The sequence below is a fragment of the Mycoplasma hafezii genome, assembly GCF_049942695.1.
Classification (GTDB): Bacteria; Bacillota_I; Bacilli_A; order Mycoplasmatales; family Metamycoplasmataceae; genus Mycoplasmopsis; species Mycoplasmopsis hafezii.
On the sequence record NZ_CP187940.1, the window covers coordinates 164559 to 187354 of the forward strand.

Sequence of the window (22796 nt, forward strand, 5' to 3'; positions counted from 1 at the left end):
TTGCTCTTTATTATTGTTTAAAATATCATTAATTGAATTTAATAAGTCAACTAATTCTTGATTTACAACAACTTTTTTGTATTTTTATGTAAAACCAAAGTTCAAATAGTAGTAGCGGTTGCAACAGCTGTTGGAACACCAATTAATGTTGTTTTTTAATTTTTCGCTTAGTACTTCGTTTCATGATGGCTCACTCCCTTTACAATATATATATATATATATATATATATATATATATTGTATGAATTTTCATACAATACCTTAATTTCGTATTTTTTTCTCAGTTTTTTTGTTGGTACATAAATATCAAAATTACTTTGATAAATATTTTTTTATATTTCTGTTTTTCTTAATTTCATTCTTAATGTTTAATTGGTTTAATTTCAAAATTTCCTATTTTCTTTATTATACAGATATTTTATCTGCATATTTAGCTTGAATTAGGAAGTTTTTAAATGTAAAAAAACCTCTAATTTTTATCAAATTAGAGGTCAAAAATTAATATTTTACTTAGAAATTAATACGTTAAATAATTTTTCGTGTTGAGCAGTTTTGTCAGATTTTGTAAGTTCTAATAATTTTTGTACAGCTAAGAATTGTGAAACTAACATAAATACTCTTTGTTCAGATTCTTTTCCTTGTGGTACTAAGTGAGATTTTCTAACTTTTTCAAGTAATTCTGGTGTAGGTTGAATGTCTAATTGTGATAATACTCATTGAGTTGCGAAATCTTTTGTTAATTGAGCTTCTGCTTGTTTTTTGAATTGTTCTTTTAATTCTTCTTCGCTTGATTTAACAATTTGTAAGTATTCAGATTTTTTAATTTTGTAAGCTTTTAATTGTTCTACTAATTGAGCTTCAAGTTTTGCAGCTTCATTGCTGTAAGCACGTTCATGTAATGGTTGTTTGATTGCGGTGGCAACTTCATCAATTACTTCACCTAAGAATTTAGCTTCAACTTCGAAGAAGTGGTTTTCTACTTCTCTATTATCAAATCATTCTCTAAATTGAGCAACTGTTTCGATGTTTGGAATTCCAAATTGAGCAACAATTGTGTCTGTTAAATCCATAGCTTCAGTTCTTTTAACTGAGTTAACTTTAATTTCAAATTTAGCATCTTTTCCTTGGTATTCTTTTGAGAAGTAATCAGCTGGGAAAGTAACGTTAATATCACCTTCTCATCCTTTTGATTTACCAACTAATTGTTCTTCAAATCCAGGAATGAATGATTTTGAACCTAATGTAAGGTCGTATCCTTCAGCTTCTCCACCTTCGAATGGTTCGTTATTGATGAAACCTTTGAAGTTGATGTTTACAACATCACCTTCTTTAGCTTCTGTTTCAACTTCTACTGGTACTGAGAATTGTTTTAAGAATTTAGCAAATGCTTCATCTTTAACTTCTTGAGTTGTGTCTAATGAATCCATTTTTGTTTTTAAATCTTCTAATTTAATTGTGAATTCAGGTTTAAGAACAAAAATGTATTTTAATGTAAGTGACCCATCTTCGTTTACGTTAAGGTCTTCATAAAAACTAACAGCACCTAATTTGTTTTCTTCTTTCATGAAGCATTCTGTTGCTTCGTTTACGTGTTGTTCAAAGAAGAATTGTGTAACTTGTGAGTTAATTGTTTGATAATCTACTCTAGCTAATCTTTTTTCTTTTGGTGCTTTTCCAGGACGGTATCCAGGAACTTTAACGTTTTTAGCAGCAGCTTCTACTCTTTTGTCGAATTCTTTTTGAACTTCATCTTTTGAAATTTCAAAAGAAACAACAAATTCGCTTTTTGCTTCTAATAATTCGTGTTTCATTATTTCTCCTATTTGCATGTTTTATATTATTTTTATATTTTACCTTATTTATAGCAATATTAATTTTACTTATTTGAGAAAATCTAAAATTTTGAACGGACTTTTATTGTGAAAAAGTACATTAATAATATTTTCTAGTAATGGAACAGTAATATCTTTTTTGCGTAATATTTTTTCAAGTGTTTTTGCGGTTTGATATCCTTCAACTGTTTTAGCGTTTTTTTCAAGAGCTTCTTTTACTCCAAATTCAGCAATTTCGCGTCCAAAAGAATAGTTACGGCTTTTAAAACTTGAACAAGTTAAGAAAGTATCTCCAGCACCTGCAAAATCTATTGAAATTCGAGTGTCATTGTCATTTGGACACATTCTTTGGTAAACTTTAGTGATTTCACGTAATCCTAAAGATAAAATGGCTGCATGTGTATTATTTGAGTCATCTTGATATGAAATAATACCCATTCCAATTGCTAACACATTTTTAAGTGCTGCAAAAACTTCAGCACCCTTAATGTTATAGTTAGGGAAAATTCTAAATTTATCATTGTTAAAACAATGACATAACATTTCGATGTAATCAGCATTATCTCCAACAGCATTAATCATTGTCATTTTTTCGTTAAATACTTCTACAGCAAAAGATGGACCAATAAATGTAGCTAGATTTTTTAAATTACGTCTAAATTTTCTCTTAATAAAATCAGAGAAAAACATCTCAGTTGTAGGTTCAAAACCTTTTGAAAGATTGATTAAATCAATTCTTTTATATTTTAAAATACCTTGTATTTGTTTTAAAACAACTTTTACTAAGTGTGAAGGTACTCCTAAAACAATCACATTAGCGAAATCTAACACTTCTTTTAGATTATCTGTTGCTTTAATGTTTTGTGGATTGTCAAATGCTCTACCATTAAAGTACTTTGTGTTGTATCCACGGTTGATATCGTCGATTTCATTGTGATCAACACCATAAAGCATAACTTCGTAACCATTGTGTGATAATACATTTGCAAGTGCAGATGATCAAGCACCAGTTCCGATAAATCCAAATTTACGTTTCTTTTTCATAGTGAGTAAATTATATAAAATAATCAAGTTTTAGACTGGTTTTAATAAAAAGTAAATAAATTTACCTTTAAAAATATTTAACTCATATAATTTTTATATGAATGATTTGGATAGAATTGTGAATCTACTTTGTAAAAACGATAATAGATTGGTTGTTCAAGGAAGTTATGCACTTTATAAATTTGGTTGATTAGATAGAAAACCAAACGATATAGATCTCTTACTTTTGATAGAAGAAGATAATTTAAAACTTAGAAATAAAGAATTTGAAAAAATAATTAAAGAAAAAATCAACAATACTTCTATAAACGGACATGAGTATTTTAAACATTTTGAAATATATAATGGAGAAAAATTAACAAATATCGAATGTATGGTTTTTAAGAAGATTAAAAAAGATTGAGTTATTCTCGAAAATTCTGTTCAATATATAAAACCATATATTTGTATAATTTTTAAATTTTGTCAGATTATTACTAATTACTACTTTTATAAATTTCAAGGAATAAATGAAAAACTTCAAAAAATCATTAGAACATTTTCTGATATAGAATTATTTTTAATATCTAACGAAATAGATTTTGATGAATTAAAAAGAATTTTTAAAGAAGTTTCGATCACTAATATACAATTTGATATTCTGTCTTACGCAGAATCTCCCTATTATTTCTTATTTCAATCAATTGATGAAATATCAAAAGATATTAAATATAAATTAGATCAATTCCCTTATACATCTAAACTATTTTTAAAATTATTTTATGACGGCGAAATATCTCAATTTATTGCGAATACAGAGTTTATTTGGGATATTAAGAAGATTTTTTTAAGCACATTGCAATATTGAGATGATAACAAATTACAAAAAATAAAAAACTTTGGAGCAAACTTTGAATTTTCGAATATAAGAACTTTCGTTTTCTTTTATGTCTTATTTTTAAATAATCTTAGAATAAAAGGTATCAATTTTGAAATTCAAAAATTAAATAAAAATATATTATTTCTTGAGAACGGCAACGTTATTTTTAATTTTTATGAATGGTTTTTATCTTATCTAAATAGTTAAAAATGTGAAAAAGGTGTATTTTTGTACATTTTTCTCAATTGTACTTTACAATACTACACCCTTTTATTAATGAAACAATAGTGAGCAGTCCGAATCGTGTGTGTTCTATCTTTATCGAATGCGTTTCTCGTTGCAACTCTAAATTTAAATTTTTAATCTCTAGTTTATAAAAAACTCGGATGTTTACTAAACTAGGTAAACCAAGACTCTTTCAGTGGATGGTTTATAAACATGAATGAACATCACAACATTGTTGAGGTGTTTTTCAATTTAAATTTGATTGTAATCTTTCGTTGTTATATCATTCTATGAAATTAGAAATCGATTCTTTGAGTTCTTTAAATGTTAAATCTTTAATATTGATGTTATATAAATCTTCCGCTTTCAATATTGAAAAGAAATATTGGATTTCTCTGTTATCTAATGAATTGCCAACTCTACATATTGATATAATTTCATTATTTTTGTTAATAGTTTTGATGTAATCTTTTGATGAATATTGGAAACCGTGATCGGAGTGAATAATGCATTTTCTATAGGTTTAATTTCTTTAATGTGTTCTAAAACTAAATTTATATCGTTTCTATTAGATAAATTTCAATTTATTATTTTCTTGGTTTTGTGATCGATGCAAGCTGAAAAATACACAAAATTATTTTGTATATTTTTTGGTGAAGGTATATATGATACATCAGTTGCTATTGCAATCTCATTATTTGTACCATTATAATCTCTGTTGACTAAATTATTAAATTTAACATCTACATTTTTAATCTCTCTAGATTTACACTTCTTTCTAATATTAAATTTTAAGCTTAATTTATTTATTATTCTACCTAGAGCTCTGTAATTTATGTTTATTTGATATTTATTTTTGATGAAAATAGATAATCTTTCTCTACCGTAAATCTTTTTTATTTCATTAAAAGCTTTTAGTATCACAATATACAATTCATCTAATTTATTAGGTTTGTATTTAGTGTTCTTGTGATTTAACCTTTTATACAATAAACTTTTTGAAATGTTTAGAAACTTACCTCATACTCTTTTAGATATATGAGAGTTAGTCAATCTGTAATGTTTTTGTTAAGTCTATTTACAGTAGAAGTGTTTTTAACGATATCACGTAAATATTCGATAATTTCGATCAAATCATCACTTGATAATTTATTATATTTTTCTTTTGTAATTTCTCGTTTCTTTCTAGCCCTGGTACTGCCTTTACCTTTTTTAGGACTTGTACCAGTCATCGAAATTAAATCTGTCATACCATTATTATAAAATGCATATTTCTTTCTTACGGTTTTTCTAAAGTATTGATTGTTTTAATTTCTAGAAAATTTATTAATTAATTCGATCTGAAATTCATTTTCTGTAATTTTACAATTCAGAAAATCATCATATATAATTAACAATTCTAATCATTCTATTTGCTTTAATTGTTTCATATAATCTCCTAATACAAAAATAGCGAACACATTAATTGTGCCCACTATGTTTGTCCTAGTTTTTTAATAAAAATTGTATAAAAAACAGAGAGCACACGCTCTCTGCTGAACTTGTCTTGGTTTGTGTGTCTTTTAAAAATAATAATTGTGTCGTAAAAGCACCGTTCGAGACAAGACAAACCCAACTAAAAGTTGGAACACAATTAGCTCTTTCAAGCAAAAATATTATACATTATTTTTTGTTTTTAAAAGAATATTGAATATTGACTTTTTGACATTTCTGTTTTAATATTCTATCTTGATAATCATTTTCATTTCCTGACTTAATAGAACGTAAAAATAATTGAATGTAACAGCAATTATAAATTGAATAAGGATAGATAATTGGTGGTTTATCTTGATCTAAAACACATTCAAAACTAAATCATTCATTATTATTTCTGTGCACAAATACAAATTTTGTATGAAAAGTTGGAATATCTATAATGTTATTGCTTTTGTCTTTCATGAAATATAATTCGGTGAAAAAAGAATGAAGTGAACTATTTTTAAAATTCTCTTTTTCTAAATTATCGAAGAATTTTTTTCAAGTGTGAATTTTGTGTTTAATATCTTTAATATTCTTTTGTTGTTCACTGTTAGCAAGATCTTTGTGTATTTGAAGTGTTTTTCTTAATAATATTCCCTTTAGACTTTCGCTATCTGTTCTGCTATATCTTTTAAATTTTCTAATACCTAATGCATGAAAAATAAATCTTTCATCTAAATTTATAAAAATTTTATTTTTATTAAATTCACCATCGTGGTATATACAGCTCTTTTCTGTATAAAAAGAAAAGGATTTATATTCAGCAAAAAGTCAACAAATTTTACTGTATATTTCGTAAATATCATCTGTAAGTTCTTTTGCTTCTTTATCTATATCTATTTCATTTTTAATTAAATTGCTCATAGTAAAAATTATTATATTAGATTTATTTAAAAATTTTTTATGTTTGAAAACCGGATAGATATAAAATGGTTTTAATGTTAATGTATTTTATGTTTATTATATAAATATAAAATTATCGAGTGCAATTCTCATTGTAACTCTAAATTGATATTTTTAATCTCTAGTTTATAAAAAACTCATATATTGAACAAACATCCGAGGAACTTTTTAGAATTATTTATAGAATTTATTTCTACTTTTATTTTTGAATTTTTCGTTATTCCTAAGTATAAACGTTAGTCTAATGGTATAATCTTTCACGGTTCTTTGAAATCGTTTCAGGTCATAAACAACTCGCTTGCTAAATATCAACCTAATATTTCTCTAGGCATCAAATTTATTCTATTTTGGACATACAATAAATAATTATCTGAAACTTTTCCGAAATCGGTACCCTTAGGAAAATATCTCCTAATTAAACCATTTGTATTTTCATTTGTTCCTTTTTGGAATGATGCATACGGATCTGTTTTATAAATTGTTATTCCAGTTCTATAACTTAAATAAAATAATTTATTAAATTCAAAACCATTATCACAAGTGATTGATTTTACATTTAATTTATATTTTTTGATTAAATCTCAAATTTTTAAATTTATTAATCAACCATTTTTTCCATTTATTCTGACAATGAAAAGATGTCTTGTCTTACGCTCTACAAAAGTTATTAAATGATCACGTTGTTTTTCTTTTCTCCCTATAATTAAGTCGATTTCATAATAACCGAAATCACTTCTGTCGTTTATATAATAAGTCTAGCTCAAAAAGGTTTGATTAATCTTGCTCCAACTAATTGAGTTATTGCATTACCACCACGTTTTCTACCTCTTGTATATTTACTTCTTAATTTTTCTTTTTCTGTAATTTCTCATATACCAGAATTAATTCAATTAAATACAGTTCTGATTAATGGGATAGGAAATGAATAAGTGTTTTGAATTAGTTTATAAGTTGTTTTTATTCCAAAACTTCTCTTATCATAATGTTCAAGAAATTTATTTTTAAATTTTTTATAGTGTTCTAATTCTTGAACTAAAATATGTTGATTTTTTCACCTATTTCTTTTATTGTGTTTTTTCTTGTGCTATTTCTGCACTATATTCACCATCACAAGAATTATTTTTAACTTCTCTATACACACTAGTTTTATTTAAACCATTTTTTAGCTATTTCTGGTATAGATAAATTTGATTTTTTTTAGAAAATATTCTATTTGAACCCTTATCTTATAACTGATTCTATTATAATTTATAAGGCACTCTCTTTCCGTTTTTAAAAGGGTGCTTTTTCTTGTCAAAAAACTCCCTATTAAATTTAACAATTTAAAGTGAGTTGCAATGAGGATTGCAATTGTTAAGTATGAAAAAAAGTGTATTTTTCCACATTTTGAATCTCTTTACGTGCCTTTTTGGTTTCATATATTGATTTTTTTTATAATTTAAGTGGATGATTACTCATCCAATTAAAATAAATTAATATAAATTTTAGGAGAATTTAAAAATGTTTAAAACAATTGATATGTCATTTTTATCTGGTATCACTGGAATTGTTGTCCCAGCTAATGCTACTGAGCAACAAGTTGATGAAATAATTGATAAACTTTCTGAAGTTGAGAAAATTATTTTATTACAAACTGTAGATATTTTTTCCAAATTAAATTTTCAAAAAGAATTAAATATTGATAAAGATATTTTTGAAAATAGTGTTCTTGAATTAAAAAATAAATTATTTTATGATGATTTAAAAAAATCATTAAAAACAGAAAGATATTATTGGTCTTCAAGAAGCCTAAATAATGATGATTATTATACACTAGAAGGTTTCTTACAATACATTGTATCTGCTCAAAATGTGCTTGAAAAACAAAAAGCAACAGATACTGAATATGAATTAACAGTATCAGGTGCGGCTTTAGCAGGTGTCGGTGCAGGCGTGACGTTAGTTCCTGTGGTTGGTTGAGTTGTAGGGCCAATCCTATCTATGGTAGGTAGTGAATTAGCAATAGGTGGAGCAGTAACAAACCACAATAATCAAAATATTCAACAAGAAATTTGAAAAATTGAAACTTTAAAAAATGAGTCTAATTTCATTTTGAGCAAGCTATTTACACTTATGACACGTAATACAAAAAATGATTTAATGTATGAAAATAAGTTGTTATTACAGCTATTAAGTAAACTTGACGAGTTTATATTGATAACAAAAAGAAACGGTTTAAATTCCTATAAAAATGTATTATCAGCAATCAAGACTGTTATCACTAATCAAATACGTGTAAATAAAAACAAGCTAAACAATTTCGATGACAATTCAAATAGCAACTATAATACAAGGTTAGAAAAACACTATGGTGGATACTAAAGAAATAAAGCCAAGAATCATTGACGTAGCACAAAGTTATTTTGTAAGAAAAAATTCTTTTGTGTGAGGTTGAACTATGTTGATGATGCTAATCGAAATGCCGAGTTTAGCGTTTAGTTTTATATACAAATACAATATTTTAGGTATTGTATTAGCAGTAATATTATCTTTGATTTTTATAGTAGGATTAATTTATATCTTTATAGTTAACCGAAAAAAATATAAAAAACTAACAGATGTATATACTGAAGAAGAATGGGTTGATTCTTTTATATATGTAAAAGGAATGTATCCACAAAATTTATATTTAACTCATTTAACTACGGAAGTTAGAGGGATTTCAAAGCATAGAGAGTGAAAAGCAAAAGCGCTAGTTAAGATACTTTCTTGCGAAGCTAAAAAGGATTAAATAACTTACATTAAAAAAAGTGAATGCAATTAATGCATTCACTTTTTTTCTTTACAATAAAAAATAATTTTTATTGACAATTTTTTGTTGATTTTAGTAAGCTTTCGCAAAAATAACGTAACGATTTGTTGTTTTTTTACATTGGTCAAAGATACATTTAACATCTTTAGCTGGTTTATCTAATGTTTTAGGAATACATCTTGTTGTAGCGCCTGTTTCTGCTTTAATTTGTTCTTCAGCAGAATCTAAACAACAAAATGGAGCTATAACAAATTTGTTTTCAGAAATGTATTTTTTGAATTCATCGTAGTTTGTAGCAAACACTGTGTTAGCTTTTAAACGTTCTTCAGCTTTTTCATATAAATTATTATGAATATCATCTAATAATTTACCTACTGTCTTTTTAACATCAGCAACTGGTACAGTAATTTTATTTTCAATATCATCTCTACGTACGATTGTAACTAATCCGTTTTCTAAATCCCTTGGCCCAACTTCAATTCTAAGTGGAACACCTTGAATTTCACTATTTGCAGCCTTATACCCAGGGTTTTTATCACTAGCATCTAAACGTACACGATATTTACGTCCTAATTCTGTGTAAAGTTTTTTAGCAGTTTTTGAAACGCTTGGATTTTTCTTAGCAAACAATTCTAAAATGTCTACTTGTACAGGAGCTACTCTAGGTGGAATGATAATTCCACGGTTATCACCGTGAGTCATAATTAATGCACCAATTAATCTAGTAGTAACACCTCAAGATGTTTGGTAAACATATTCTTCTTGGTTATCTTTATTTCTAAATGTAATGTTGTAAGGTTTTGAGAAGTTTTGAGCAAGATAGTGACTTGTTCCAGCTTGTAAAGCTTTACCATCTTTCATCATAGCTTCAATTGTGTAAGTTGAACATGCTCCAGCGAATTTTTCGTGTGGAGTTTTTTTACCAACGATTGTAGGAATTGCTAAATAGTTTTTTAAGAATTTAGCATATACACTAATCATAGTACGAGTTAATTTTCTAGCTTCAATAGGGTCAGCATGTGATGTGTGACCTTCTTGTCATAAAAATTCTCTAGTTCTTAAAAATGGGTTTGTTGTTTTTTCTCAACGTACAACGTTTGCTCATTGGTTGTAAATTAATGGTAAATCATTGTATGATGTGATTGAATTTTTAAAGAAGTCAGCAAAAAGAACTTCTGATGTTGGTCTAATAACTAATTTTTCATTAAGTGCACGATTTCCAACGTGTGTCACTGTAGCTAATTCAGGATTAAACCCTTCTACGTGTTCTTTTTCAACTTCAAATAATGATTGTGGGATAAGTAAAGGTAAATATACGTTTTGTACACCCTTTTCTTTAAAAATCGCATTAAGATTTTTTTGAATTAATTCTCAAATTCCATATGCGTTTGGTTTAAAAATTAATGTACCTTTTGCAGGTCCATAAGCAATTAAATCTCCGTTCTTGACAACGTCTGTATATCACTTGGCAAAATCTACTTCAAGTGGAGTAATTTTCTCTAATTCTTTCTTCATACCTTACATTTTACATATTTATAATAAAAAACAAGCAAAAACGCACTTTTTACATTTTTTTATTATTTTGCTGAAAAAATTAATTTTTATTTTGAGATAAATAAATTTATAGTATTAAAATTTTTTGTACTATGAATTTGAATAAAGAAAAATGAAATGATGTTCCGTTAGGGATTAATTCAGTTGCTTTAGGGACTATGGGGATTGCAACAGCTGGTACTTTTTTAAGCACTGAGCTTTACCATAGAATTACTGATAATCCGATGGTTTTAACTAGATTAAATTACTTTTTATGTGCACTAGAAATTTTCTGTATTGTCGTATGTTGCTTTTATTTATTTTTTGTTTTAACAAAATATTTTATCCTTAAATTTAAGCATCTTCCTTCAGAATTTCAGCGTCCATCAATGGTAGGTTCGGTTGGTGTTACAATGCTTTGTTTCTGTGTTATTAGCAACTCATTAGGATGAGTTATGACTAATATGATTTCAGATCAACAAACTAGATATTATGCTTTAATTTTTCCAAATATTTTAGCCTTTTGTGCTGTGTCGATGCAGCTATTTTATATGTTTTTCTTTTTTAAAAAATACATTTTTAAAAAAGGTGTAATTTACCAAAAAGCATACGCTTCTTGATTTGTTCCATTAGTAGGGGTTGGGATTTCAGCAGCTTATGCAGATAACCTTGGTGATTTATTACCAATTTGATATTGACAAGCAATTTGATTTTTAGCATTTGGCGTTTTTGTTATTACTTATCCAGTCTTTTTATACCGCTTTTTATTTAAACCACACACCGATGAAAAACATATTCCATCAATGGCAATTTATGCTTCACCTGCAAATATGTTAGGATTAGGTTTTTTAGTAGCTTTTAATCCAGATAGAAATCTTGCTGGTTTTACAGTTAATGCGTTAAATAATGTTTACTTTTATGAAGTTGTCTCAATTATCTTATTTAGTTGAGGAGTTGTTAGTGTAGTTATTTATGGAGCTGTATATATTAAGTCATTAAAATTGAAAGAACACTGATTAGCATATGGAGCTTTAACATTCCCTGCAGCGGTTTCTGCTAGTGGTACTGCTTTCTATGCACGTTATTTCTTCTTGCAAGATTTTGTTGCTGCCTACTGAACTTTATTTGTGGTTGCTGTTTTATTATTTTTAATGAGTTTTTATATTGTTGCATTATTAAATGTAAAATATTCGAAATTATTGTTTGAAATTTTCAAAAAAAGAGGAATGAACTAGTAAATAGTTCATTTTTTTCGCAATATTATACCCTAATTTCCTTATTTGCTATTTAAAAAAAGATAATAATTTATAATATAGAAAATATATAGTTGTTGTAATTAAGAGGAGTTTTATGAATAAAAGCTACAATCACAAAGAAGTTGAAGCTAATTTAGAACAAAAGTGACGTGATAAGAAATATTTTATGACCCACGATGTTTCTAAAAAACCATTTTCAATTTTATTACCACCACCAAATGTTACAGGTAAATTACACCTAGGACATGCCTTAGATGTTTATATTCCTGATACAATCATTCGTTATAAAAAACTACAAGGGTACGATGTACTTTGATTACCAGGAATGGATCATGCTGGAATAGCAACTCAAAGTAAGGTTGAGGATGTTTTATTTCAAACTACTGGTTTAAACCGTCATGATTTAGGTCGTGAAAAGTTCCTTGACAAAATTTGAGAGTGAAAAGATGAATATGCTGCCATGTTTAGAAAACAATGAGCAACATTAGGACTTGCACTTGATTATAATTTTGAACGTTTTACCTTAGATGAAAAAGCAAATGAAGCGGTTTTAAAGGTCTTTGTTGATTTATACAATAAAGGATTTATTTACCGTGGAGTTAGAGCGATTAATTGAGATATTAAATTACAAACTGCATTATCAAACATCGAAGTAAATAATGAACCTACTGAACAAAAAATGTATTACATTAAATATCCACTTAAGGATTCAAATGAATATTTAGTAATTGCTACAGTTCGTACAGAAACATTACTTAGTGACGTTGCGGTAGTATTTTCTCCAGGTGATGAACGTTATACAAAATATTTAAACAAAACAGTTATTCACCCAGTAACTAAGAAAGAATTACCAATTATTGCCGATTCATATGTTGAACCAGAATTTGGAACAGGTTTAATGAAACTTAGTGCTCACGCTGAAGCTGATATTAACATTATGCAAAAGTTAGGTTTTGAAATCATCGAAACCATTGATAAAAACGGATGCATTAATGCTCCAGGCAGTGAATTTGACAAAATGGAGCGTTTTGAAGCTCGTGAAGCAATTGGAAAATATCTTGAAGCAAATGGATACTTAGAAAAAGTCGAAATGACTACATCAAATGTAGGAATTAGTGATCGTTCAAAAACAGTTGTTGAGACATTAGTTTTACCACAATGATTTGTTAAAATGGATCATTTCAGAGATTTAATCCTAAATAACTTAAACTCAGATAAAAGTGTTGAATTTTATCCAAAACGTTTCCGTGCTACTCTTGAAAGATGAATGGAAAATGTTTATGACTGAACAATTTCTCGTCAACTTTGATGAGGACACAGAATTCCAGCTTGATACGATGCTCAAGGAAACATTAAAGTGCAAATTGATTCACCAGGTGAAGGATGAGTACAAGATCCTGATGTGCTTGATACTTGATTTAGTTCAGGGATCGCACCATTTACTTTCTTAAATTGACCTGAAGAAAATGCTGAATTAAAAAGATATTACCCATATTCATTACTTGTTACTGGTTATGATTTAATCTTCTTCTGAGTTGCTCGTATGTATTTCTTTGGTTTAGAATTTATGGACGAAATTCCATTTAATGATTTATTATTACACGGATTAATTCGTGATGCACAAGGACGTAAAATGTCTAAATCATTAAATAATGGAGTTGATCCAATGGATATGGTAGAACAATATGGTTCTGACTCACTTAGATGATTTTTACTAACAAATACATCTCCAGGAATGGATATTCGTTTTTCAACTGAAAAAGTTGAAGCGGCTTGAAGAGTAAATAATAAGTTATGAAATATTGCTAAATATATTTCAGATATGCCTAGTGATAATACAACTGAAACTACAGTAGCAGATCACTGAATTTTAAATAAATTAGAAAAATTAGCAGCACAAATTGATGCGAATATGAAAAACTATGAATTTGCGGTTATTGGTAGTGAAATTTACAAATATATTTTTAATGATTTAAGTGGGTGATACATTGAATTATTAAAAACAAACCCATCAAAAAATGGAGCATTAGATGTACTTAAAAAGTCATTAATTGTTTTACATCCATTTTTACCATTTATTACAGATCGAATTTACAATGAAATTTTTAATGCTGAATTACTTGAACAAGAATGACCAAAATTTGACAATAAAGTAAATACTGAGTATATTGATGATGTGATTGAAATCGTTACAGCAATTAGAAAATATCGTGAAGATAATCAAATTTCGAAAAAAGAAATTATTGAGTACGCAACAACAACCGAGCTTGATGAAAGAACTATTCAAACAATTAATAAATTAGGTTTTGCTGAATATCTTGATAACCAAGACTATTTAGTTAGATTAGAAAACAATGATTTATATATCAAACTTTCTGCTGAATTAAAAGAACAAAATAAAGCTATGTTACTTGAAAAAATTGCTTTTGTTAAAGCAGAAATCGAACGTGCTTCAAAAATGTTAAGCAACCAAAACTTCGTTGCTAAAGCACCAAAAGATAAGGTAGAAGCAGAACAAAATAAATTAAATAAATATCAAGCTGACCTCGAACAATATGAGGAGGAGTTAAAATGCAAATACTAAGTGGAAAAGAACTTGCTAAAGAAGAATTAGCAAAATTAAAACAAGATTTAATTGATTTAGATTTAATTAGACAGCCTCGTTTGGCTATCGTGCAAGTAGGTGATAATCCAGCTTCAACAAAATACGTTGAACAAAAACGTAAAAAATGTGAAGAAGTAGGAATTGAAGCTAAAGTTTATCATTTTAGAGAAAACATTTCTCAAGATAGATTACTTAAAAAATTAGATGATATTAATGAATACTCAGATGGTGTTATTATTCAACTTCCATTACCAAGACATATTCCAAAACAAGTTATTTTAGACGCTGTACCATACGATAAAGATGTTGATGGTTTAAGTACTAAAAACGAATTTAAGTTATATAACGATAATGATGAAAAACACTTTGTTCCAGCAACGGCTAGAGCTGTTTTAGAATTAATGGAACACTATAATATTGATGTAAAAGATAAAAAAGTATGCGTTGTAGGTCGTAGTCACCTTGTTGGAAAACCTTTAGCTCACATTATTAAAAGAATGGGTGCTAACGTTGCTACATACGACGAAAACACAGGAATTAAGGGTATTGAAAACGCTGATATTGTTATCGTTGCTATTGGTGTAGCAAAATACATTAAAGCTGAAAACGTAAAAGAAGGTGCAATTATTATTGATGTTGGAACTAACCTTGATGATAAAGTAACACAAGAACTTTGCGGTGATGTAGACTTTGAAGGTGTTAAAGATAAAGTTGCTGCTATCACACCAGTTCCTGGTGGAGTTGGTCCAATGACAGTAGTTTGTTTATTAAAAAACTTAATTGATATTTTTAGATAGAAAATAGTACAATTACACATTATAAGGAGAACAAATGAGAAAAATTGCTATTTTAACTTCTGGTGGTGATGCTCCAGGAATGAACAATGCTGTGCGTGCTGTTGTAAAAGAAGCACAAGCAAACAGATTAGAAGCTTTTGTTGTTTATGAAGGATACAAAGGTTTATACAACGATAACCTTGTTAATGCTAAAGATTTAGATGTTGATGCATATTTAAATCAAGGTGGTACTTTTATTTATTCAGCTCGTTTCCCAGAATTCAAACAAGCTGAAGTACGTGAAAAAGCAGCTCAAAACTTAAAAAATAGAGATATCGATGCTTTAGTAGTTATTGGTGGAGACGGTAGCTATCAAGGTGCACAATTATTACACGAATTAGGTGTTAAAACAATTGGATTACCTGGAACAATTGATAATGATATTGCTTCAAGTGATTACACAATTGGATACGATACAGCTTTAAACACAATTACAGATGCAATCGACAAAATTCGTGATACAGCAAAAAGTCACCAAAGAATTATGATTGTTGAAGTTATGGGAAACATGTGTGGTGATTTAGCACTTTACTCAGGACTTGCAACAGGTGCTGAAATTATTGCAACAAGTCAATATCGTTTAGATGAAGCTGAAATCGTTGCTAAAGCAGTAGAATTAACAAAACAACCAGGACGTAGAAGTGTGATTGTTGTTGTATCAGAAAAATGCTACAACGTGGTTGAACTTGCTAAACAAATTCAAGATGCTACAAAATGAGATACACGTAGTAACTCATTAAACCACATTCAACGTGGTGGAGTTCCAACAGCTCAAGAAAGAATTCTTGCTACATTAATGGGTATGAAAGCTGTTCAATACTTATTAGCAGGAAAAAGTGGACTTGCAATTGGAATTATTAACAACGATATTGTTGGAGTTCCAATCTTAGAAGCTTTAAGCATGGAAAACAAAGCAAAAGAAAAAGCTGTTGCTCGTGCAATTAAATTCAATAAATTAAACCAAGCTAAATAATTAATTCAATACATCAATGTTTAAGTACATTGATGTTTTTTATTGCCACTTTATTAAAGCAAGTGCAAGGCAAAATAAAAAGCAAGTTTTCACTTGCTTTAAATTCATAAACAATTATCTTGTTTATTAAGAAAAATGGGATAAATGGAATTATTTATTTCTTTTGATTTCTTTAAGACGAGCACTTTTACCTTTACGGTCTCTCATGTAGAATAATCTTTTTCTACGAACTTTGTTTGAACGAACAACATCGATGTGTGCGATTAATGGTGAGTGAAGTGCGAATGTTCTTTCAACACCAATACCGTATGAAATTTTTCTAACTGTAAATGATTCTCTTGTTCCTGATTCTTTTTTAGAAATTACTAAACCTTCGAAAATTTGGATACGTTCTTTTTCACCTTCACGAATACGTACGTGAACTCTAACGTTATCACCTGTTTGGAATTCAGGTAAATCTGAACGTAATTGTGATTTTTCAACTAACTCTAATAAATTATTTCTCATATTTAACTCCTTTTAATAATGTTAAGCTTGCTTTATCAAAACCTAACTTGTCAAGTTCTGCATCATCAATTAATTTTAAGTATGACTTTAATGAATTTAAATCATTCTTAATAATGTCTTCAATGATATCAGGACGTTTGTTTCAAGTTGTAATAAATTTAGCTTTATCCTTTCAATTTTGAATATCCTTATGATTACCACCAAAAAGAACTTCAGGAACTTGCATTCCTTGATAATCTCTTGGACGTGTATATTGTGGATAATCTAATAAACCTATTCCTTGGAATGAATCAAATTGATGTGATTCTTCTTTGATTACACCTGGGATTAATCTGATAATACTATCGGCCATTACCATAGAAGGTAATTCGCCACCAGTTAATACGTAATCTCCAATAGAAAGTTCTAAATCAACTAATTGACTTACTCTTTCATCAAATCCTTCGTAACGACCAGCGATAAAAGTTATTTCCTTTTCAGTAGATAACTTATTAGCTATGTCTTGTGTAAAAGGTTTTCCTTGTGGAGATACTAGAATTTTTAAACCACCTTTATTTGCAAGAGAATTAATTGCTTTATCAATTGGTTCAACTTGTAATAAAAGTCCATGTCCACCACCATAGATTTCATCATCTACTTTGTGATGTTTATCAGTACTAAATTTACGAAAATCTACTACTTCAAAACTGATTAAACCTTTGCTTTTAGCTTTATCGACAATACTTTCGTTAATAAAAGCATCGTAATAATTAGGGAATAAGGTTAGAAAGTTAATTTTCATTATTTTTTAAGTTCTTCTGTTAATTTGTTAGCTCTGAAAAGGTTAGCAACAGTAACTGTAGGTTGTGCACCTTCTTTTAATCATTTAGCTGTTTGTTCTTTGTTTAATACAAGTTCTTTTGTAGCAGGATTGTAGTGTCCTAATGCTTCGATGAATTTTCCGTCACGAGGTGCTCTAGCGTCAGCAGCAACAATTTTGTATACTGGTCTGAACTTGCTACCCATTCTTTTAAGTCTAATTTTAACCATTTGTCCTCCTTCTGCTGTCAAGCTAAAGTGCTTGACACCTTTTAGTGATAACATTATACATTAAATAAATTTTTTTGACAAAAAAATGTAGCTTAAGCTACAAATTTTTTTATGAATTATTATTTATTTTGTCCACCTGTTTTATTAAAAAAATAATATCATATTAATGCTAGATATTTCTAGCATAATTTAATTTGGTTTTCTATGTTATCAAGAGAACTAGAGAACCTTTCAAGAACACTTTGAATTTTAAAGAGAATTTCGTCAGGGAGTTCTCTTTTCTTTTGCAACAGTTCTTTAACTTTATGTAAAAATTTATGGAACTCTCTCGTTTTCTTAATTTCATTTGAAAGAACATGAACTAAAGGAATATTAATATCTAAATTTTTAGCTAGTGATCATAATTCTTGTTCACTTAATTGTTTTCCGTTTGGTATTCTTGCATCAAACTTTTGACCTTTTATTAAAAATCAAATTTTTTTATTTATATCAGTAACCAATGTTGCTTCGACACTACTTCTGATATAAATTCTTTTCCCTTCTTTATCAAAAGGTGCGTAATAATTACCGTTCATTTTAAAAACACCAGATGTAATTTTTCTTTTAATTTCTATTAAAAAATCAGGATTATCATCAAATAACTTTCCTTTTTCAAAAACATTTGATTTTGATATGTTGTTTTTATTGAATTTATTATTGTAAAAATCTACAATAAATTCTCAATTATCATTTAATGACTTAATAGAATTTATTTGATTTTCGTAAAAAAATAAAGGATAGTTCATTTGTGCTGTTAAAAAAGAACGCTCAACATTAGGTTTGAACGTTGGATTGCTTGAAGTTAATAACTTAATACCTCTTTTATTTAAAGCTTTTTCAAAATTTGTCATTGTTTCACCATTGATTTAAAAATTTCTTCTTCTATCTGTTGAAATATTTTGTGGAAAACCATATTTTTTAAAAACTTTATCTAGTAGTCTTTGATATCCTATTGCAGTTTCGGTTTTTTCACAATGAATAGCTAATAATTTACCAGTTGCAGAATCTACTGCGTGAAATAAAGACACAGTTTCGTTATTTCAAAACACTTCGATACAAGCATCTAATTCAATAAATTCTCCAAATTTTCTATTTTCCTTAATATTTAAATATTGTCTCTTTTCTATTTTTTCATCTGTTTGATTTATGTGCTCGATAATTTTGGTTAATCTGTTGATTTCTGTTTTTGTTAGTTTTGACACTTCTTGTTTTAATTTGTTTTGAAGTAATTTCTTTGCATATCTTTTAGTTTTCTTATGAGAAAAAGAATTAGCAAACCCATTTTTACGTAAAAGCTTTTTAAAATGAGATTTTGAATAGAACTGTCTTTCGCTTAAATTTAATCTGTCTACGAAATCACTTACTGTAATATCTGAAAAAGTAGAATTTTGATGCGGAAAAATAGCAGTCTTGATTTGGTTATATTTGTCGACTGCGTTGTTATAAATTTCTTGGGTTATTCCGCAATTTTCTTTTGTCTTAAATCTATTTCCGTGAACAAAAGAATAAAAGATTTCTTTAGTTTCTTTCTTGATTAAAATATCCTTTTTAATTCTTTGTATTGTTTTAGTTGAAACATTAAGCATTGTTGCAAGTTTTTGATTTGATAATTCAAAGTATCTACCTATCATTTCGTATTTATGCATTCTTTGTACTTCATACGCTGTTCTAGTTTCTATTTTCATAAGAAAACCACCTTTCAAGACACTAATACAATTATAATTTTAGTATCTATCCAGGTGGACAAATTAATTAATAATTAACATTTTTGACAAAAAAATGTAGCTTAAGCTACAAATTTTTTAAATTAATTTAATTCGATTTCAAATACTGGATTTTCTAATTCTAATTTATCGCCAGTTTTAATTTCATTTAAGTTTTTAAGTTTGTAATTTCCTGTTTCAGGTAATACTAATGTAATACATTCTGTACGGTAACCAGCGTTTTTTACTTTTTCTAAATCGATACGACCGATTTTATCTCCGTGTAGAACTTTTTGCCCTTCTTTTACAAAGATTTCAAATCCGTCACCTTGTAAATTAACTGTATCAATTCCAACGTGAAGTAAAATATTTGCACCTTTTTTAGTTGTGATACCTACAGCGTGTTTTGTAGGGAAAATTAAATTAATTTCACCATCAACTGGAGAATAGAATGTTCCGTCGTCAGCAACATCAAATTTAACTGCTAATCCGTCTCCAAGTGCTAAGTTTGAAAAAACTCCATCGTTTAAATCACTAAGTAAGATGTATTCACCTTTAGCAGCTGGATAAATAACATCGTTAGCTGATTTTTTAAATAATTTACTAAAAAAACCCATTTCACCACCTTTTTGATATTTAATATTATTTTTTAATATATAAATTGTATTCTTTTTTCTGGAGTTTAACAATAATTCGAAAAAATATGTGGAAATTATTTATGGTATGTTATGTTATTTTTAATTGTGAAGCCACGATAAATTTGTTCAACAAGCATTACTCTAAAAAGTTGGTGTGGAAAAGTCATTTTTGAGAAGTTAATTTTATTATTAAAATAGCTTTCATCAACTCCATTTGAACCACCAATTATAAAAGTAACATTGTCTGTATCAACAAATAAATCTTTAAAACTTTCAGAGTCATATTGTTTACCACGGAGTGATAAGTAATAAACAGCAGAGTTTTTTGGAATTTTTTCTAATATAAGTTCTGTTTCTTTTTTGATTTTTTGTTCAATATTGCTGATTTTTTGTTCTTTAATTTCGATTAAGTTTACTTTTGAAAAATAGTTTATTTTCTTAACATAATCATCATAAATGACTTGGTATTCTTTTGAAAGACTACCTACTGCAATAATATTTAATTTCATTATTTATTGTGTTTTGTTTCAATGTGAAACATTAGCATTTGGATGTCAGCTGGGTTAATACCGCTAATTCTTGATGCTTGCCCGATAGTTTTTGGATTTACAGCAATAAATTTTTGTTTAGCTTCTGTAGCAATGTTTGCAACTTGGTTGTAATCAATATCTTCAGGAATTTTAAAGTGGTCTAGACGAGACATTTTGTTTGCTTGTGTTTCTTGTTTTTTAATATATCCATCAAGTCTTACAGCTGTTACTAATTCGTTTTTGTATGGGAAATCACCAACAACATCAACAGCTTTTACTTCTGGACGTGCGATTACTTTAAGTAAAGAAACACCGTTTTCAATACCGTATTTTTTAGCTAAATCACTTTTACTTGATAAGTATTGCTCACTTAATTCTTTGATTTTATCTTCAATCATTTTATATTTTGTGACAACTTTTTGGTATTGTTCTTCACTTAGAAGTCCAACTTCATATCCAAAACGACTAAGACGTAAATCTGGATTATCATTTCTTAATAATAAACGATACTCTGCACGTGAAGTAAGCATACGATATGGTTCTTTTGTTCCTTTAGTAACTAAATCATCAACTAATACTCCAATGTAAGCATCTGAACGGTTTAGAATTAATGGCTCTTTATTTTCTAATTTTTGACCTGCGTTAATTCCTGCGATCAATCCTTGAGCAGCAGCTTCTTCGTAACCACTAGTTCCGTTAATTTGACCTGCTGTAAAGACATTCTTAATTACTTTTGATTCTAAACTTGGTGAAATTTGTAATGGATTTAGTGCATCGTATTCAATTGCATATCCTCATTTTTGAACTACACAGTTTTCTAAACCAGGAATTGTTCTAAGCATTTTATCTTGAACTTCAACAGGCATTGATGTAGACATTCCATTAACATAAATAATTGTTCCATCAGCTGTTTCAGGTTCGAAAAATACTTGATGACGTTTTTTGTCTCTAAAACGCATTACTTTATCCTCAACACTAGGACAGTATCTTGGTCCAACGCCTTCGATTAACCCTGAATACATTGCACTTTTATGAATGTTTTCCTCAATAATTCTGTGTGTTTCTTCGTTAGTGTATGTTAAATAACAAGAAATTTGCTCATTCAATTTAATTCCTGAACGTTCTGAGAAAGTTAAAGCACAATCTTCAAGATTTTCTTTTTCAACTTTTGAAAAATCAATCGAATCAGCAAAAACTCTAGCTGGTGTACCAGTTTTCAGTCTTTGCAATTCAAAACCTAATTCTTTTAGTGATAATGATAATTTTGGTGTAGTTTTTTGATTGTCTGGTCCACTGATTGTAATTTCATCACCACGTAAAATACGAGAGTTCATATATGTACCAGTTGTAATTACAAGCATTTCAGCGTTTAACACTAAGTTATCTTCTAGCTTTACAGCTCTAAAAGTTTTATTATCATCGACTAAAATGTCAGTTACAACACCTTGAATTAATGTAATGTTAGGATGCTTTTTGATTGATTCAAGAATTAATTTTGAATATTTTTCTTTATCAATTTGAGCACGTAAAGCTCTAACTGCTGGTCCTTTAGATTCGTTTAGCATTTTGATTTGAATCATAGCTAAATCACTAAAATATCCCTGTACACCACCGAGTGCATCAATTTCACGTGTAATAATTCCTTTTGCAGGTCCACCGATTGAAGGGTTACATGGCATCATAGCTACTTTTGTAGAATCAAAAGTAATTAATGCAACTTTGTGACCTTTGTTTGCTAAAGCAAAAGTTGCTTCAACTCCAGCGTGTCCACCACCAATTACAATTGCCTCTCATTGTTCTAATTTATTTCCACTAATAAATAGTGTTTCATTGGTTGTTTTTTCGTTATTATTGTTCATAGTATTTATATTTTAACCGATTAGAAAAATAATAAAAATAAATAAATTTGTATGTTTTTACCTAAAAAATCGATAAAAAAGAAGTTTTTATTTTTCTTGTTGTTATTAGCATTTAA

The 22796-nt window shown here is 28.1% G+C and carries 23 protein-coding genes; 7 read left to right on the top strand and 16 right to left on the bottom strand.

The window, feature by feature from the left end:
* Positions 1–506: 506 nt before the first annotated feature.
* Together tig and ACPYPZ_RS00515 are read right to left on the bottom strand one after the other, a co-directional pair.
* Positions 507–1811, bottom strand: a complete 1305-nt coding sequence (gene tig, locus ACPYPZ_RS00510; RefSeq protein ID WP_426461382.1) for a trigger factor — start codon at positions 1809–1811, stop codon at positions 507–509.
* Positions 1812–1880: 69 nt separating this feature from the next.
* Positions 1881–2876, bottom strand: coding sequence for an NAD(P)H-dependent glycerol-3-phosphate dehydrogenase (locus ACPYPZ_RS00515; protein ID WP_426461383.1), 996 nt, complete (start codon positions 2874–2876; stop codon positions 1881–1883).
* 97 nt (positions 2877–2973) lie between these two features.
* Here ACPYPZ_RS00515 and ACPYPZ_RS00520 point away from each other — a divergent pair, with 97 nt between their 5' ends.
* Entirely contained in the window at positions 2974–3942 is a 969-nt protein-coding gene (locus ACPYPZ_RS00520) for a hypothetical protein (RefSeq protein ID WP_426461384.1), read from the top strand.
* 223 nt (positions 3943–4165) lie between these two features.
* Here ACPYPZ_RS00520 and ACPYPZ_RS00525 read toward each other — a convergent pair whose 3' ends face one another.
* From ACPYPZ_RS00525 to ACPYPZ_RS00545, 5 genes are all read right to left on the bottom strand, one after another.
* Positions 4166–4330: an IS3 family transposase gene (locus tag ACPYPZ_RS00525; RefSeq protein WP_426461385.1), complete on the bottom strand. Its 165-nt coding sequence runs from the start codon at positions 4328–4330 to the stop codon at positions 4166–4168.
* 32 nt (positions 4331–4362) lie between these two features.
* Entirely contained in the window at positions 4363–4950 is a 588-nt protein-coding gene (locus ACPYPZ_RS00530) for a hypothetical protein (RefSeq protein ID WP_426461386.1), read from the bottom strand.
* A 17-nt stretch (positions 4951–4967) separates the two neighbouring features.
* Positions 4968–5210 carry a hypothetical protein gene (locus ACPYPZ_RS00535; RefSeq protein ID WP_426461387.1) on the bottom strand — a complete coding sequence of 81 codons (243 nt, stop codon included), beginning with the start codon at positions 5208–5210 and terminating at the stop codon, positions 4968–4970.
* 412 nt (positions 5211–5622) lie between these two features.
* On the bottom strand, positions 5623–6342 hold the full coding sequence (locus ACPYPZ_RS00540) for a hypothetical protein (RefSeq protein WP_426461388.1): 720 nt from the start codon (positions 6340–6342) through the stop codon (positions 5623–5625).
* 275 nt (positions 6343–6617) lie between these two features.
* Positions 6618–7127, bottom strand: a complete 510-nt coding sequence (locus ACPYPZ_RS00545) for an IS30 family transposase (RefSeq protein WP_426461627.1) — start codon at positions 7125–7127, stop codon at positions 6618–6620.
* Between the two features lie 754 nt (positions 7128–7881).
* On the opposite strand from ACPYPZ_RS00545, the gene ACPYPZ_RS00550 reads away from it, so the two are divergent.
* Both ACPYPZ_RS00550 and ACPYPZ_RS00555 read left to right on the top strand, forming a co-directional pair.
* Complete coding sequence (locus tag ACPYPZ_RS00550) at positions 7882–8742, top strand: hypothetical protein (protein ID WP_426461389.1); 861 nt, start codon at positions 7882–7884, stop codon at positions 8740–8742.
* Positions 8729–9151 (top strand): hypothetical protein, encoded by a 423-nt coding sequence (locus ACPYPZ_RS00555; protein ID WP_426461390.1) that lies wholly within the window; start codon positions 8729–8731, stop codon positions 9149–9151. The genes ACPYPZ_RS00550 and ACPYPZ_RS00555 overlap by 14 nt, the downstream gene beginning before the upstream one ends.
* 93 nt (positions 9152–9244) lie before the next feature.
* Here the strand turns inward: ACPYPZ_RS00555 and proS are convergent, their stop codons facing one another.
* Positions 9245–10687 carry a proline--tRNA ligase gene (gene proS, locus ACPYPZ_RS00560; protein ID WP_426461391.1) on the bottom strand — a complete coding sequence of 481 codons (1443 nt, stop codon included), beginning with the start codon at positions 10685–10687 and terminating at the stop codon, positions 9245–9247.
* A gap of 131 nt (positions 10688–10818) precedes the next feature.
* Here proS and ACPYPZ_RS00565 point away from each other — a divergent pair, with 131 nt between their 5' ends.
* The 4 genes from ACPYPZ_RS00565 (at position 10819) to pfkA (ending at position 16375) form a co-directional block, all read left to right on the top strand.
* Positions 10819–11940 carry a hypothetical protein gene (locus tag ACPYPZ_RS00565; RefSeq protein ID WP_426461392.1) on the top strand — a complete coding sequence of 374 codons (1122 nt, stop codon included), beginning with the start codon at positions 10819–10821 and terminating at the stop codon, positions 11938–11940.
* Between the two features lie 115 nt (positions 11941–12055).
* Positions 12056–14545, top strand: coding sequence for a valine--tRNA ligase (locus tag ACPYPZ_RS00570; protein ID WP_426461393.1), 2490 nt, complete (start codon positions 12056–12058; stop codon positions 14543–14545).
* The gene (locus tag ACPYPZ_RS00575) at positions 14533–15363 is read left to right on the top strand and encodes a bifunctional 5,10-methylenetetrahydrofolate dehydrogenase/5,10-methenyltetrahydrofolate cyclohydrolase (protein WP_426461394.1); all 831 of its coding nucleotides are present in this window, start codon (positions 14533–14535) and stop codon (positions 15361–15363) included. The genes ACPYPZ_RS00570 and ACPYPZ_RS00575 overlap by 13 nt, the downstream gene beginning before the upstream one ends.
* Positions 15364–15397: 34 nt before the next feature.
* The gene (pfkA, locus tag ACPYPZ_RS00580) at positions 15398–16375 is read left to right on the top strand and encodes a 6-phosphofructokinase (RefSeq protein ID WP_426461395.1); all 978 of its coding nucleotides are present in this window, start codon (positions 15398–15400) and stop codon (positions 16373–16375) included.
* 150 nt (positions 16376–16525) lie between these two features.
* On the opposite strand, the gene rplS is transcribed toward pfkA, so the two are convergent.
* The 8 genes from rplS to mnmG all read right to left on the bottom strand — a co-directional run bounded on the left by rplS (position 16526) and on the right by mnmG (position 22680).
* Positions 16526–16882 (bottom strand): 50S ribosomal protein L19, encoded by a 357-nt coding sequence (gene rplS, locus ACPYPZ_RS00585; protein ID WP_036452329.1) that lies wholly within the window; start codon positions 16880–16882, stop codon positions 16526–16528.
* Positions 16872–17663, bottom strand: a complete 792-nt coding sequence (gene trmD / locus ACPYPZ_RS00590; protein ID WP_426461396.1) for a tRNA (guanosine(37)-N1)-methyltransferase TrmD — start codon at positions 17661–17663, stop codon at positions 16872–16874. Before trmD ends, rplS begins: the two co-directional genes overlap by 11 nt.
* Positions 17663–17911, bottom strand: a complete 249-nt coding sequence (gene rpsP, locus ACPYPZ_RS00595) for a 30S ribosomal protein S16 (protein WP_036452327.1) — start codon at positions 17909–17911, stop codon at positions 17663–17665. The genes trmD and rpsP overlap by 1 nt, the downstream gene beginning before the upstream one ends.
* Positions 17912–18090: 179 nt before the next feature.
* Entirely contained in the window at positions 18091–18801 is a 711-nt protein-coding gene (locus ACPYPZ_RS00600; protein WP_426461397.1) for a hypothetical protein, read from the bottom strand.
* A gap of 15 nt (positions 18802–18816) precedes the next feature.
* Positions 18817–19635: a hypothetical protein gene (locus ACPYPZ_RS00605; RefSeq protein WP_426461398.1), complete on the bottom strand. Its 819-nt coding sequence runs from the start codon at positions 19633–19635 to the stop codon at positions 18817–18819.
* A gap of 122 nt (positions 19636–19757) precedes the next feature.
* Complete coding sequence (locus ACPYPZ_RS00610; RefSeq protein WP_426461399.1) at positions 19758–20270, bottom strand: PTS sugar transporter subunit IIA; 513 nt, start codon at positions 20268–20270, stop codon at positions 19758–19760.
* A 95-nt stretch (positions 20271–20365) separates the two neighbouring features.
* Positions 20366–20800 (bottom strand): 23S rRNA (pseudouridine(1915)-N(3))-methyltransferase RlmH, encoded by a 435-nt coding sequence (locus tag ACPYPZ_RS00615; protein WP_426461400.1) that lies wholly within the window; start codon positions 20798–20800, stop codon positions 20366–20368.
* A complete protein-coding gene (mnmG, locus tag ACPYPZ_RS00620) occupies positions 20800–22680 on the bottom strand; it encodes a tRNA uridine-5-carboxymethylaminomethyl(34) synthesis enzyme MnmG (RefSeq protein ID WP_426461401.1) in 1881 nt (626 codons plus the stop codon). Before mnmG ends, ACPYPZ_RS00615 begins: the two co-directional genes overlap by 1 nt.
* Between the last annotated feature and the right edge of the window lie 116 nt (positions 22681–22796).